We start from the raw sequence: 12,897 nt of genomic DNA on the forward strand, positions 1-12,897 counted from the left end.
TCAGGACGGCGGATCGGCCTCGGCTTCGGTGCGTTCGAGGATTTCCGAGGTCTGGCGGGCCAGCAGGTCGAGCAGCCGCAGCGAGCGTTCGTCGGCGCGGGTCGGTTGATGATAGTGGGTGGAAATCATGCCGAGCAGGCGTGCGCCGCGCCCGAAGAGCGGGGTTGACTGCACCGCGCGGACGCCGGCGCGGCGGAGCACCTTGCGGCATTCCTCGTCATCGAAATGCTCGCTGTCCTCGACGTCCTTGACGATCACCCGGTGCCCCTTGTGCAGGGCGGCCTCGCAACTGCCGAACAGGCTCGGAGCCACGTCCCAGAAACGGTCCCAGTCCTGCTTGAAGCCGCGGGAGGCACGGATGCGGAGCCTGCCGGTGTCATCGGAAAGCTGGAGGTCGCCCATGTCCGCATCGGTGATGGCGATCGCGGCATCCAGCACTTCCTCGAGGATGGCATCGAGTCCGGAACCCCGCACGAAATGGGTGCCGATGGCCTGCATGCGGGCCATCGCCTCGACGTCCGCTTCGAGCCGGTCCTTCGCCGCGGCGAGTTCGCGCTCGGTGCTTTTCACGCGGCTGATGTCGACGAAGGTGAGGACCAGGCCGTCGATGACATTGCCGGCGGTGCGGTAGGGCATGATGCGGGCGAGGAACCAGCGGCCCTCGCGGTCCTGCACCTCGGTCTGCTTGCAGGCGAGCGTGCGCAGCACCTCGCGGCAGTCATCGATGAGCTCGTCGTAATTCAGGCAGGAAACCAGATGCCCGAGCGGGCGGCCGAGGTCGGTGTGGATCAGGCTGACGAGTTTTTTCGCCTGCTCGGTGTAGCGGGAGATATGCAGGTCACGATCGAGGAAGATGGTGGCGATCTCGGTGCTGTTGAGCAGGTTCTGCATGTCGTCGTTGGCCCGCGAAAGGGCATCGACCTTCGAGCTGAGTTCCGCGTTCACGGTGGTCAGCTCCTCGTTGAGCGACTGCATTTCCTCCTTGGAGGTTTCGAGTTCCTCGTTGGCGCTCTGCAGTTCTTCGTTGGTGCTCTGGAGTTCCTCGTTGGTGGACTTGAGTTCTTCGTTCGAGGTCTCGAGTTCCTCGATGGTGGTTTGGAGCGATTCCTTGGTGTATTGCAGCTCGCGCTCCAGCCGGTCGGTTTCGCCGCTGGGGGCGGGCTCGGTTTCACCCGAAGGCTCGACGGCGGCCGGCGCGGGGCGTGGGCGGAAGGTGACCAGGATGAGCCCGCGCAGACCTTCCGGCTCGGTGATGGGAACGACGTGGAGGTCGACGAAAAGATGGCCCTCGCCGGAGCGGACCCGCACCTGCTCTTGAAGCAGCTCGGTGCCCTGGGTGGTCGCTTTCCGCAGGGCGGCGGCCAGCTCGATGCGCAGGCCTTCGCGCGCCATCTCATGGATGTTCAGCCGCGGCTGGCCGGGCGCGGGCTCGAGGTAATCGCCGGTGCGGCCGTGGATGAAAACGACGTCGCCGCGATCGTTCACCACCACGCTGGCCGGCGCGAAGCGGGCGAGCAGGAGGCGGTCGACCCAGCCGGACAAGGTCCCCGACGGCTGCGGCGGGGCGGGGGTTTCCGTCCGCGGGACGGGGAGTCTCGGAGTTTGGATCGGGGCATCCAGCAGCGGCAGGGTTTCGGGCGTGGTCTCCTTGCGGCGGTAGATCTTCCAGCGCTTGTCGACGACCTCGAACAGCTCGGTGAAGCCGCCGATCGACTCGGACGGCCCGAGAAACAGCAGCCCGCCGGGTTTCAAGGCATAGTGGAAAACGGGGAAGAGCTTCTGTTGGAGATCGGCGTTGAGATAAATCAACAGATTGCGGCAGGAGATCAGGTCGAGCTTGGTGAAGGGCGGGTCCTTGATGACGTTCTGCACGGCGAAGACCGTCAGCTCGCGCACGTCCTTGCGGATGCGGAAGGTGCCGTCCTCACGGATGAAGAAGCGCTCGAGCCGCGGCGGCAGGACGTCGAGCGCGATGCCATCGGCATATTGGCCGCCGCGGGCAATGTGGATCGCGCGCTCGTCGAGGTCGGTGCCGAAGACCTGCAACTCGAAGGGCCGTTTCATCGAGTCGATGAGTTCGCGCAGCAGGATGGCGATCGAGTAAACCTCCTCGCCGGTGGCGCAGCCGGGCACCCAGGCGCGCACGGTGTGGCCGTCGGGGCGGGTTTCGAGCAGCGGCGGCAGGGCTTTTTCGGCCAGCGATTCGAAGGCATCCGGATCGCGGAAAAAGCTGGTGACGCCGATCAGCAGTTCCTTGAAGAGCAGATCGATCTCGTGCGGGGTCTCCTGGAGGTAGCGGACGTACTGCTCGGTTTTTCCGATCTGGTGGACGTTCATCCGGCGCTCGATGCGGCGGCGGATGGTGGTGGGCTTGTAGTTGGCGAAATCGTGGCCGGTGCGGGTGCGGAGCAGCACGAAGATGCGGTGCAGCGAGGCATCGTGGCCGTCATCGCCGTTGCTACGGGACTTCAAGTAGTCGCCGGCGACATACGCGGAGAGCGCATCGGGCATCTTTTCCGGCGGCAGGACGTAGTCGGCGGTGCCGGTCGATTCCGCGCTGTGCGGCATGCTGCGGTATTCGGCCGAGTCCGGCTCCTGGATCATGACCATCCCGGAAGCGGCCTTGATTTCCCGGACCCCGAGCGTGCCGTCGCTGCCGGCGCCGGAGAGGACGATGGCGATCGCCCGCTCGCCGGCATCCCAGGCGAGTGAACGAAAAAGGTGATCGACCGGAAGATGCGGTGCCTGCCCTTCGGCGACTTCGGTGAGCCACAGCCGGCCCTGGCGCAGGTCGAGGTGCGTGCCCGGCGGGCCGACATGGACGTGGCCGGGCAGCACTTCCGCGCCGTGCTTCGCTTCCCGCACTTCGAGCTCGGTGGAACGACCGATCAGCTCCGGCAGCGAGCTTTCGTGACCGGGAGAAAGATGACTCACCACCACGATGGCCATGTCACGCGCTTCCAAGGCACCGAAGAAGGTTTCGAGCGCCCTGATGCCGCCCGCGGACGAACCGATGGCGACGATGGGAAACCGGTCGCGCGGTTCCCCGCCTCCGCCCGGCTGGCCGGGTGCGTGTTGGGTGGGGATCTCGGTCAGGTCGGCCATGGTGGGCGAGTATGGGAGCGGCCACCCGTCGGACCAACGGAAAACACGGCGCAGGCTTTGATATTTTCAGATGAGGGAATGGATCTGGCCGGAGAGCCCCTGACTCGGTCCCGTGGCCCCGCCATCGGTGCAGGAGTCGACGATCATGCTGGAAAGCTCCTGATCATCGCGCTCCTCCTCGACGAGGCTGCGGGCCAGGAGGCGGGCGACCCCGTCCTCCATGAGGATGCGGGCCAGCGTGTGCGCGGTGCGGTAGGCGCAGACCTGGAGGCAGAGCGCCGGCTGGAGCTTCACCATGAGGGCCACATCGCCCACCAACGAGTCGGTGGGTTGCCGGGTCGCCGCTTCAAGATCGCGGATCACCGAAGTCATGGCCCGGCATCGCCTGCTCCGGGTCACGGGGCCGACGGCGGCGAGAAGCCGGTCGTGCTGATGGAAGGTCCGTTCGGTCAGCTCTTCCATCCACCGGGCCAGATGCAGGCTCCGGGCCGCCTGGGTGAGGTCGGGAAGGGCCTGCAACCACTGGCTTTCGGCATCCAGCAGAAGTTTCAACTCCTCGGCGAGGAGGGTCTGAAGACGCAGGAGACGGGGCATGTCAGGGAGTGGCCGGAGTTTTACAGGCCGCGGAAAAAGTTGGCGTATTCCGCCGACTTGAACGCGAGCTCGGAAAGGCGCTCGGCATGCCCTTGAAGCTCGCCGCGGGCGGATTCGTCGAGGTCGGGAAGGTGTCGTTCCAGAATGCGGCAGAGCTTTTCTTGATGGGACTGACACTCGCACAGGGACTGGAACAGATGAGCCAGGCCAAGCTCGAATTCACGGCTGATAGGATCGGGAAGCACATCCCCAGAACTATCGAGGGGCAAGTTTCGCGTTCAATCTTCTCCGGCTACGAAAATTCCGTAGATGAGGGTGCCGGGAAAGGGAAAGTCAACGATGCGGAGAGGTTTCATTTTCCGCGGCGAACGGGGTGGGCTAGGCTTGCCCGTTTTGACCACCACTCCTCATTCCACCGACTTGAAAAGGATGAAGTCCCCACCGCTGAAGGCGAGCTGGTCGGTGTACCTCATTGACGATCATCCCATGATGCGCGGCGGCTTGCGCGAGTTCTTCAGCGGATGGCCGGAGTTCACGGTCTGCGGCGAGGCGGCGACGGCAGCTCAGGCCCTGGAGGAAATGGAAAGCCTGAACCCCAACCTGGTCATGCTGGACCTGACGCTGCCGGACCGCAGCGGCGTGGAGGTGGTGAAGGCCATCAAAGTCCGCGGGACATCGCCGCGGATTCTCGTGTTCTCGATGCATGATGAGATCCTCTACGGGGAAAGGATGATTCGCGCCGGCGCGCACGGCTACCTGATGAAGGGGGCGCCCCCGGGACAGATCCGGGAGTCGATCGACACGGTCCTGGCGGGGGAAGTCTATCTCAGTCCCGCGGCGACCCGCCATTTGATGAGTCAATTCGTGGTGGGCAAGGATGGCGGAGTTCAGTCGAGGAGGGAAAAGCTGTCGGACCGCGAGCTGGAGGTGTTCCAGCTGCTGGGAGAGGGCTTGAGCGCAGCGGAGATTGCCGACCGTCTCCACATCAGCATCCGCACGGTGGACACCCATCGCACCCACATCCGCAAAAAGCTGGCCCTGTCCGATTCGTCCGCGGTTTTCCGCGAGGCGGTCATTGCCGCGATCCTGGGGAGATGAGCTCCTCCGGCGATGCGGTGGGTGGTTTGGAGCGCATCCTTGCGTTCAGTTTGCACGCCCCCGGGGTGCAGCATGCCGTCGCGGATGGTTCGGATTCCTTACCGGTTCAAGAAAGGAGCGGTGGCATGTCTCATGCGGAGGAACCGGCATGTCACGTCATCCCGGTGAAGAACTCACCCATTTTCTCGGCGATCTCTATTCGATCGAACTTCAAGCGCTGGCCCAGCTGGAAACGGCTCCGAACATCGCCGGCGACGCGGCTTTTGCGGCCGACCTGAAAAAGCACCACGCCGAGACGGAGGTGCAGGCCGAGCGGGTGCGGAACCGGCTCGAGGCCCTGGGAGGCTCTCCCTCAGCGGTGAAGGAGGCGATCATGAAGCTGGGCGGCAAGGGTTTCCTGCTCTTCGCCAAGATGCAGTCGGAAACGCCGGGCCGCCTGCTGGTCCATAGTTACTCCTACGAGGCGATGGAATGGGCAGGCTATCAGGCCCTCAAGCATCTGGCGCAGCTCAACGCCGATGAGGAGACCGCGTCGCTGGCACGCGCGATCGGGAGTGAGGAGAAGGTGATGTTGGATCGCTTGGGCGGGAGGTTTTCCACCGTGGAGGAGGACGCCCACGGCGAGACGCCCGCGGAGGATCTGCCGGACCACGTCCGCACCCATTTGGCGGAGGCCCATGCCTTACTCAAACAGAGCGCCACCTTGCTCGACCAAGGGACCGAAAGCAGCCGCAGCGAACTGGCCGGCACCTACCGCCGCGGTGCGGAGCTGACGCAGGCGGAACTGAAGGGAATCGAGCGCCGGCTCGAGGAGCTGGGTTCATCGCCCTCGGTCATGGAAGACGCGGCGATGAAACTTGGCGGGCTCAACTGGAGCGCTTTCTTCCACAGCCAGACCGACACCCCGATGAAGCTCCTTTGCTTCGCTTTCGCCGTGGAGCACCTGGTGATCGGGGCCCTCGAGCTGCTCCAGCGCACCGCGCAAAGAGCGGAGGACCACGTGACCGCAACGCTTTGCGAACACCTCATCACGGAGAAGCGCCAACTCGCGGAATCGCTCCGGAGCGGAATCGGTGCCTCGGTCGAGGCCACGGTCGCGTAGCGGGCGCCGTCGCTCACGCGGACGCCACGCATAGACAAGAATTGCTTTTGGAATCGCTTGTCGGGAAAGGAATCCCGCTGATGCTTACCCCGATGAAATCTCTCGCCCCGATCATGACCGCCATCGCTCTGGTGGCCCCCGCCTTTTCGCAGAATGCCGAGCAGTTGATGGACCGGGCACGCATCAGCGCGACCCTGCAGAATGCCGACCTGCAGGGGGAGATCGATGGCCCGAAGGGCGACACGGACGTGTCCCTTTTCCTCCGCGGCAAGGACATCCAGATCGCTCTGGGCAACGGCCAGCAGCGCTTCCACATGCGGCTGGGCGATGACCAGTACGACCTGTTCGAGATCATCAACAACAAGACCATGCGTTTCCCCGACTCGAAGCTCCAGCAGCCGCTCGCCGGCAGCGACCTGACCTACGAGGACCTCGCCTTCCGTTTCCTCTACTGGCCGAACCCGAAACTCGAGGGCAGCGAAAGGGTCGGCACCCGCGATTGCTGGAAGATCCGCGTCGACAACCCCGGTCGCAAGGGCGCCTACGCGCTGGCCTATGTGTGGGTCGACAAGGAATACGGTGCCTTCATGAAGGTCGAGGGCTTCGATCGCAGTGGCCGGCGCATCAAGCGATTCCAGGTCAGCGATGTGATGAAGATCGGCGATGGCAAGTGGACGCTGCAGAAGATGAAGGTTTCCACCATGAACGGCGACCGCGCGGTCTCGAACAGCAATCTGAAGTTCGACAAACCGAAGCCGGGCGGGACGCGCTGATCAGTGCAGGAACTTCAGCGCGACGATCCCCAGCACCAGCAGGATCCCGAAGGCCAGGAAGCACCACTCGAGGTGCTTCTCAATGAACGGCCGGACCGTCGGGCCGAACAGTCGGACGATGCCGGCCACCACGAAAAAGCGGAAACCGCGGCCGACGATCGAGGCCACGATGAGGCCCGGCAGGCTGTAGCTCATCATGCCCGAGAAGATGGTGAACACCTTGTAGGGAATCGGCGTGATGGCGGCGATCAGGATGCCGAGGAAACCGTAGGCCTCATACCAGGTCTCGATCTTCCCGCGCACCTCGCCGGTGGAATCGAACAGGCCGAGCAGCGGCAGCGCGACGGGCTCGCGCAGGCCCCAGCCGATCAGCCAGCCGGCGATGCCGCCGAGCACCGAGCCGGCGGTGGCGATCAGCGCGTATTTCGCCCACTTTTTCCGCGCGCCGAAGCACAGGGCGAGCAGCAGGACATCGGGCGGGATGGGGAAAAAGGATGACTCGGCGAAGGCGATCGCGAACAACGCCCAGTTTCCGCCGGGTCGGTCGGCCCAGGAAATCGTCCAGTGGTAGAGCCGGCGGATGATGCCGGTTTTTTCCGGAGTCTCGGATGCGGAAAGATCGTCCATGTCGGGTGTCGCGCGCTGTCTAGGCCGGAAGGCTCGTCGTGCCGAGGGAATTCGCACCGATCACTCCGCCTCGGGCCGCGGGTCGCGGTTGAGGAGTTCGCGCAGGGCCTTGGCCGCGGGCATGTCCTGGTAGAGGATGGCGTGGACGGCATCGATGATCGGCGTGCGCGCGCCGCAGCTACGGGCCGCCTCGTAGATGGACAGCGTGTTCGGCACGCCTTCGGCCACCATGCCGAGGCTGTCGACGGCCTCCTCCAGCGTCTTGCCCTGGCCCAGTGCCGTGCCGACGCGATGGTTGCGCGAGTGTTCGGAAAAGCAGGTGGCGATCAGGTCGCCCACGCCCGACAGTCCGGCGAAGGTCTCGATGCGGCCGCCGAGCTGGGTGCCCAGGCGGGTCATTTCGGCCAGCGCGCGGGTGACCAGCGCAGCGATGGCATTGTCCCCGAGGCCGAGCCCGTGGGCGATGCCGGCGGCGATGGCGTAGACGTTCTTGATCGCGCCGCCGAGCTCGATGCCGGCGAGGTCGTCACTGGTGTAGCTACGGAAATGCGGGGCGGTGAAGAGCTGCTGGAGCCGCTCGGCGATGACCTCGTCCTCGCAGCCGATCACCGCGCAGGTGGCGAGGTCCTGGGAGATTTCCTCGGCGTGATTGGGGCCGGAAAGCACGGCGATCGGATGGTCCGGCAACTCTTCGCGGAGGATCACGCTCATGCGGTCGCCGGTGCCGCGCTCGATGCCCTTGGCGCAGGAGAGCAGGACGGTCTCCGGCGGCAGGCCCAGGCCGGCCAGCTCCGCGGCGATGGCGCGGGTGGCGGAGGTCGGCACGCCGAAAATGACCAGCGGGTGCTTTTTCGCCGCGGCCAGCCCGGTGGTGGCGGTGACGCCGGCGGGAAGCGTCGCCCCGGCGAGATAGCGCGGGTTCTGGCGGTCGCGGTTGATGGCGGCCACGACCGCTTCGTCGCGGCCGATCATTTCCACGGCGGGCAGCCGGCTGCCGATGAGGTGGGCGATGGCGGTCCCGAACGAGCCGGTGCCGAGGATGGCGGCGGATTCGAACATCACGGCTTGGATTTGCGGGTGAAACGGTGCTCGGTGCCCTCGCGCAGGCGCTTGAGATTGGTGCGGTGCTTCCAGATCGCCAAGGCGGCGATGATGATCGAAAAGACCAGCAAGGGCTTGTTCCAAGTCCCGGCGGCGAGCTTTCCATGAAACCACGATCCGAAAAGGATCAGCGGAGGAAGCACGGCGGCAGCCCCGACGGAAGCGATGGAGACATAGCGGGTGGTGAGGAAGAGAGCCAGCCAGACGAGAATCAGGATCACCACCGCCGCCGGCGCGAGCGCGATCAGGACTCCGGCCGAGGTCGCGATGCCCTTGCCTCCCTTGAAGCCGACCCAAGGCGAGTAGTTGTGTCCGAGAATGGCGAGCAAGCCGCAGAGCACCTGCATCAGCTGGGCGAACCACTGCCGCTCCGGAGGCAGCTCCACCCCGAGGGGGAGCAAGGGTGCGATTTCCATCGGATTGTGCTGGCCGGTGAACCGGATCAGCGTGATCGCGAGGGCGACAGGCAGGTAGCCCTTGAGCGCATCAAGGATCAGGCAGGTGATGCCGTACTGCTTGCCGACGACGCGCAGCACGTTGGTGGCGCCGATGTTTCCCGAGCCGTGGGCGCGGATGTCGATGCCCTTCATGCGGGCGATGAACAGCCCGAAGGGGATGGAACCAAGCAGGAACGCGATGAGCGGACAGAGCCAGAGTTGCATGGTGCGGTGGGAAAGATCAGAGCTTCCAGTACTCCGCGACCCAAGGCGCGGGCAACACCCGGTGGTGCAGTTTTTTTCCGGGGAACCCGGCGATCGCGTCGTCGGGGTCCGGCTGGCCGTGGAAGACCACGAACTTCGCGCCGGCCGGCTTTTTCGGAGCCATCACGAGGTTGAGCGGGAAGGGGGGGCGGACGTTGAACTTGAAGCTGCGCACCCATTCCTCCGGCCACCAGTAGCGCTCCTTCATGGCATAGGTCAGGAAATGCTGCTCGGTGACGAAGATCGAGCGATCCTGGGCGCGATCCATCTCGGCGATGAAGGTATCGTAGATATACTGCGACTTGCCGGCCTCGAAGCGGAAGATGGAGGAATTGCCGATCTCCGGCCGCGAGCGGAGCAGTTGTTTCCGCCGCTCCCACCAGTTGTGGATGATGCAGTTCTTGCCCGGCATGTAGTCGAAGAAGCCATCGATGGAGTCGAGAATCACCAGATCGAGATCGAGGAACAGCGTGGGCCCTTCGAGATTGCAAAAGCCGTCGCGGGTCATCACGAGCTTGAGGAAGACATTCGGCCAGCGGGACTGGGTGATGCCCGGATTTTCGGGAAACGGGGCCGTCTCGATGCCCGGGAGCAGCTCGCTGGAGTCGTCCGTGAGGCAGAGGAAACGGAACGGCCGCGAGAGGTTCCGCTCGATCGAGCGGAAGAGCACATTGACGTAGTGGGCGGGGTAGCGGGTGCCCCACTTCATGCAGATGATGTTCACTCGGTCGGCCATTGCGGTGCGCGGGATTGCGGATGCTGTCGGGGGAAATGCCAAGCCCAAACGGGTGAGGGAGTTGGAGCGAAATGGCGGCTCAGACCCGCTGGTCGGAGCTGCGCAGGGAAATGTCGCCGATCTCGACGTGGGGCGGCGTCTCCAGCATGTGGAGGATGCTTTCCGCCACGTCCTCCGCGCGCAGCATGTGGATCGAGGCGCGGGTCTGCTGCAGCACTTCCTCCCGGCCGCGGAAGTAGTCGTCGAGCAGCGGGGTGTCGACGAAGCCCGGCGAGACGCTGCCGACCTGGACCGGCAGGCCGGCGGCCTTGACCTCGAGCCGCAGTGAGTCGGTGATCGCGCGCACGGCGAACTTGGTCGGCGCGTAGAATCCTCCGCCGGGAGGCACGCGGTGGCCGCTCATGGAAGACACGTTGACGATGCGGCCGCCGGATTTCGGGAAATGGCGGAGCGCCAGCTGGCAGCACAGCGCCAGCCCCATCACGTTGACGCGCCACATTTCCTCCCAGTCGGACGGGTTGCCATCAAGGATCTTCGACTGGTAGGCCACGCCGGCGCAGTTCACGAGGGCATCGATGATTTCGAGCCGGCGGAAGGCCGCGGTGACCTCCTCGCGCTTGGTCAGGTCGGCTTGGAGCGGCACCACGCCCGCCGGCAGGCGGCCGGCTGAGCGGGAGATGCCGATCACCCTGGCCCCCCGCTCGATCAGGCGCTCCGCGAGGGCACGTCCGATGCCGCTGGAAGCACCGGTCACGACGAGGGTTCGGTCCGCAAGACGGCTGCTCATACGGCGAGCCTTTCAGCGGGCTCCGGCCTTGGCAACCCCTCGAAAAGCCTTGGCAGGTCCGGCAGGTCGGCCTGCGTGCGTGCCCGCTGCGCGGAAATGATGTTCCCTTTCCGGAACAGAAACGCGCCGGGGAGCTGCAGGCCATCGCCGGCCAGGTGGCCCATCCCGCAGCCGCGGATCAGCGCCACCAGCAGCGGAATCCACACCGGCGGGCCGAAAAGCTCCCAGAAGCCTCCTTTTCCCAGGCCGAAGGCGCGATACAGGTCGCAGCGCGGATCCGCGATGCGGGCGATGCCGCTGCGGGCGGGCAGGTAGGTTTCCTCGCCGCCGGGGACCAGCATGTGCACCAGCACCAGCCGCGCCCGGTGGTGCTCGGCCTCCTCCTTCAGCGATTCCAGCTCGCGCAGGATCTTGCGGGTGAAGGTGCAGCCGAAATGGCGCAGGAACACGAGGCAGACGAGCTCGCTTTCCGATGCCGCACGCAGGGACTCGCCGGAGGAAAGCCGGTAGAGCGAGGCCGCTTCCTCGAGGTCCAGGGCCTCGCCGTCGCCGGGTTTGCCGAGCCGCCGCTCGAGGTTGTGCCAAAGGATCAGCGCGAGCGGAAACCAGCACAGCAGGTCGTCGCCCGCCACCACCGTGAAGGCCAGCGGCGACAGGCTCCCCGCCGCGGCCGACCACAGGCTGGCGGCGACCACCAGGGTGGCCTTGACGAAACCCACCAGGATCAGCGCCCAGTGCTGGAAGGGTGCCTTGGCCGCGATCAGGAAACCGACGCCGAAGGCTGCCGCCGTCAGGCCGATCGCCCGCCACACCATCGGATGGTCGAGCGGGCGGTCATCGATCAGCGTGGAGAAGCCCTGCGGGAAGAAGTTCACCGCCAGCCCGAAGCCCAGGTAGCTCACCCCCGCGGCGAACAGGACCAGGGTCATCCAGCGCGGGGTCTTGCAGCGCCCGCTGGGGCAGGAAAAAGGCATGGCGCAGGGTAGTCCGAAGCTCCGCCGGCGCAAGCGGGTCGTCGAAGCCGGGCTCCGGGCCCGCGGGCTCTTGACCGCCGCGTTGCGAGTTCCCATGGTCCGCGCCATGCGCATCCTGACCGGCCTGCAACCCAGCGGCAAACTCCACGTCGGCAACTACTTCGGCGCCATGGAGCCGGCGGTGAAGCTGCAGGAGGAGGGCGACGCGTTCTACTTCATCGCCAACTATCACGCGATGACCACCGTCAGGGACGCTGCCGAGCTGCGCGCCTACACACGGGAACTGGCCGTCGATTTCCTGGCCTGCGGGCTGGACCCCGAAAGGTCGGTGTTTTTCCGCCAATCCGACGTCCCGGAGGTCAACGAGTTGGCGTGGATCCTGTCCACCGTCTGCCCGATCAGCCTGCTGGAAAAGTGCCACTCGTACAAGGACAAGGTCGCCAAGGGCTTCTCGCCCAGCCACGGCCTGTTCGCCTACCCGGTGCTGATGGCCGCGGACATCCTTCTTTACGATTCCAATCAGGTCCCGGTCGGCAAGGACCAGAAGCAGCACTTGGAAGTCACGCGCGACCTCGCCGGCAAGATCAACGAAGCCTACGGCGAGGGCACCCTGGTCGTGCCCGAGCCGATCATCCGCGAGAGCGTGGCGGTGGTGCCCGGCCTCGATGGCCAGAAAATGAGCAAAAGCTATGGCAACACCCTGCCGCTCTTCGGCGAGGAGAAGCCGTCGAAGAAGCTCATCATGCGCATCAAGACCGATTCGACACCGGTGGAGGAGCCGAAGCCGGTTGCGGACTCGCTCATCCTCCCGCTGTTCCGTCTTTTCGCCGACGAGGACGCCTACCGGGAAATGGTGGCCCGCCACGAGTCCGGCGGGACCGGGTATGGCGACTTCAAGAAGCAGCTTGCCGAAGCCTACTGGGACTATTTCGCGCCCATGCGGGCGAAACGCGAGGAGCTGGTGAGCGATCCCGGCTTCGTCGACGAAGTTCTGGCCAAGGGCGCGGAAAAAGCACGCGCCGCCGCCGCCATCACGCTCGATCGCGTCCGCCAGGCGGTCGGGCTCTGAGGCCGCAGGACGGAAGGGGATCAGCCCCTGAAAAAAATGGAGGCATTTTGAAAACGGGCCGCGGGCACCGCGATAGGAGGAGTTATAAGCGAGTCCGAAGGGGCTTCTGACTGAACCCTCCGGGGGGTGGGTTCTCAGAGCCAGGCAGCAAGCCGGTCCCCGACGACGAAACGAAAGACGCAGGATTCCGGGGGGAGTCCTGCGTTTCGTCTTTTCCGGTGGGCGCTTCC

The 12,897-nt window shown here is 65.3% G+C and carries 13 protein-coding genes; 5 read left to right on the forward strand and 8 right to left on the reverse strand.

The genetic code is table 11. The annotated features are described in order from the left end of the window. Together ABXH26_RS05505 and ABXH26_RS05510 are read right to left on the reverse strand one after the other, a co-directional pair. Positions 1–3,105 carry a chemotaxis protein CheB gene (locus ABXH26_RS05505; RefSeq protein WP_353566043.1) on the reverse strand — a complete coding sequence of 1,035 codons (3,105 nt, stop codon included), beginning with the start codon at positions 3,103–3,105 and terminating at the stop codon, positions 1–3. A 66-nt stretch (positions 3,106–3,171) separates the two neighbouring features. Then, positions 3,172–3,699, reverse strand: coding sequence for a DUF892 family protein (locus tag ABXH26_RS05510; protein ID WP_353566044.1), 528 nt, complete (start codon positions 3,697–3,699; stop codon positions 3,172–3,174). Between the two features lie 86 nt (positions 3,700–3,785). On the opposite strand from ABXH26_RS05510, the gene ABXH26_RS05515 reads away from it, so the two are divergent. From ABXH26_RS05515 to ABXH26_RS05530, 4 genes are all read left to right on the forward strand, one after another. Beyond that, complete coding sequence (locus ABXH26_RS05515; protein ID WP_353566045.1) at positions 3,786–4,175, forward strand: hypothetical protein; 390 nt, start codon at positions 3,786–3,788, stop codon at positions 4,173–4,175. Beyond that, positions 4,129–4,797 carry a response regulator gene (locus tag ABXH26_RS05520; protein ID WP_353566046.1) on the forward strand — a complete coding sequence of 223 codons (669 nt, stop codon included), beginning with the start codon at positions 4,129–4,131 and terminating at the stop codon, positions 4,795–4,797. The genes ABXH26_RS05515 and ABXH26_RS05520 overlap by 47 nt, the downstream gene beginning before the upstream one ends. Before the next feature lie 148 nt (positions 4,798–4,945). Beyond that, positions 4,946–5,899 carry a DUF892 family protein gene (locus tag ABXH26_RS05525; protein WP_353566047.1) on the forward strand — a complete coding sequence of 318 codons (954 nt, stop codon included), beginning with the start codon at positions 4,946–4,948 and terminating at the stop codon, positions 5,897–5,899. A 92-nt stretch (positions 5,900–5,991) separates the two neighbouring features. Beyond that, entirely contained in the window at positions 5,992–6,672 is a 681-nt protein-coding gene (locus ABXH26_RS05530) for an outer membrane lipoprotein-sorting protein (RefSeq protein WP_353566048.1), read from the forward strand. Here ABXH26_RS05530 and ABXH26_RS05535 read toward each other — a convergent pair whose 3' ends face one another. The 6 genes from ABXH26_RS05535 to ABXH26_RS05560 form a co-directional block, all read right to left on the reverse strand. Further along, on the reverse strand, positions 6,673–7,299 hold the full coding sequence (locus tag ABXH26_RS05535) for a YqaA family protein (RefSeq protein ID WP_353566049.1): 627 nt from the start codon (positions 7,297–7,299) through the stop codon (positions 6,673–6,675). Positions 7,300–7,359: 60 nt separating this feature from the next. Continuing rightward, positions 7,360–8,358 carry an NAD(P)H-dependent glycerol-3-phosphate dehydrogenase gene (locus tag ABXH26_RS05540; RefSeq protein WP_353566143.1) on the reverse strand — a complete coding sequence of 333 codons (999 nt, stop codon included), beginning with the start codon at positions 8,356–8,358 and terminating at the stop codon, positions 7,360–7,362. After that, the gene (gene plsY / locus ABXH26_RS05545; protein ID WP_353566050.1) at positions 8,358–9,062 is read right to left on the reverse strand and encodes a glycerol-3-phosphate 1-O-acyltransferase PlsY; all 705 of its coding nucleotides are present in this window, start codon (positions 9,060–9,062) and stop codon (positions 8,358–8,360) included. Before plsY ends, ABXH26_RS05540 begins: the two co-directional genes overlap by 1 nt. 16 nt (positions 9,063–9,078) lie before the next feature. Continuing rightward, positions 9,079–9,810 carry a hypothetical protein gene (locus tag ABXH26_RS05550; RefSeq protein WP_353566051.1) on the reverse strand — a complete coding sequence of 244 codons (732 nt, stop codon included), beginning with the start codon at positions 9,808–9,810 and terminating at the stop codon, positions 9,079–9,081. 106 nt (positions 9,811–9,916) lie between these two features. Continuing rightward, positions 9,917–10,624 (reverse strand): SDR family oxidoreductase, encoded by a 708-nt coding sequence (locus tag ABXH26_RS05555; protein WP_353566052.1) that lies wholly within the window; start codon positions 10,622–10,624, stop codon positions 9,917–9,919. Beyond that, positions 10,621–11,553, reverse strand: a complete 933-nt coding sequence (locus ABXH26_RS05560) for an AhpC/TSA family protein (RefSeq protein ID WP_353566053.1) — start codon at positions 11,551–11,553, stop codon at positions 10,621–10,623. Before ABXH26_RS05560 ends, ABXH26_RS05555 begins: the two co-directional genes overlap by 4 nt. A gap of 151 nt (positions 11,554–11,704) precedes the next feature. Between ABXH26_RS05560 and trpS the strand changes: the two genes are divergently transcribed. Then, positions 11,705–12,667 carry a tryptophan--tRNA ligase gene (gene trpS, locus ABXH26_RS05565; RefSeq protein ID WP_353566144.1) on the forward strand — a complete coding sequence of 321 codons (963 nt, stop codon included), beginning with the start codon at positions 11,705–11,707 and terminating at the stop codon, positions 12,665–12,667. Positions 12,668–12,897 lie beyond the last annotated feature (230 nt).

It is taken from the genome of Haloferula sargassicola, from assembly GCF_040362925.1.
Classification (GTDB): Bacteria; Verrucomicrobiota; Verrucomicrobiia; order Verrucomicrobiales; family Akkermansiaceae; genus Haloferula; species Haloferula sargassicola.

Excerpts from the sequence above, each read along its gene's own strand:
- ABXH26_RS05505 (WP_353566043.1), bottom strand. The coding sequence starts at position 3,105 with ATGGCCGACCTGACCGAGATCCCCACCCAACACGCACCCGGCCAGCCG.
- ABXH26_RS05555 (WP_353566052.1), bottom strand. The coding sequence starts at position 10,624 with ATGAGCAGCCGTCTTGCGGACCGAACCCTCGTCGTGACCGGTGCTTCC.
- ABXH26_RS05515 (WP_353566045.1), top strand. The coding sequence starts at position 3,786 with ATGCCCTTGAAGCTCGCCGCGGGCGGATTCGTCGAGGTCGGGAAGGTG.
- ABXH26_RS05510 (WP_353566044.1), bottom strand. The coding sequence starts at position 3,699 with ATGCCCCGTCTCCTGCGTCTTCAGACCCTCCTCGCCGAGGAGTTGAAA.
- ABXH26_RS05560 (WP_353566053.1), bottom strand. The coding sequence starts at position 11,553 with ATGACCCTGGTCCTGTTCGCCGCGGGGGTGAGCTACCTGGGCTTCGGG.
- plsY (WP_353566050.1), bottom strand. The coding sequence starts at position 9,062 with ATGCAACTCTGGCTCTGTCCGCTCATCGCGTTCCTGCTTGGTTCCATC.
- ABXH26_RS05535 (WP_353566049.1), bottom strand. The coding sequence starts at position 7,299 with ATGGACGATCTTTCCGCATCCGAGACTCCGGAAAAAACCGGCATCATC.
- ABXH26_RS05540 (WP_353566143.1), bottom strand. The coding sequence starts at position 8,358 with ATGTTCGAATCCGCCGCCATCCTCGGCACCGGCTCGTTCGGGACCGCC.
- ABXH26_RS05525 (WP_353566047.1), top strand. The coding sequence starts at position 4,946 with ATGTCACGTCATCCCGGTGAAGAACTCACCCATTTTCTCGGCGATCTC.
- ABXH26_RS05520 (WP_353566046.1), top strand. The coding sequence starts at position 4,129 with ATGAAGTCCCCACCGCTGAAGGCGAGCTGGTCGGTGTACCTCATTGAC.
- ABXH26_RS05550 (WP_353566051.1), bottom strand. The coding sequence starts at position 9,810 with ATGAAGTGGGGCACCCGCTACCCCGCCCACTACGTCAATGTGCTCTTC.
- ABXH26_RS05530 (WP_353566048.1), top strand. The coding sequence starts at position 5,992 with ATGAAATCTCTCGCCCCGATCATGACCGCCATCGCTCTGGTGGCCCCC.
- trpS (WP_353566144.1), top strand. The coding sequence starts at position 11,705 with ATGCGCATCCTGACCGGCCTGCAACCCAGCGGCAAACTCCACGTCGGC.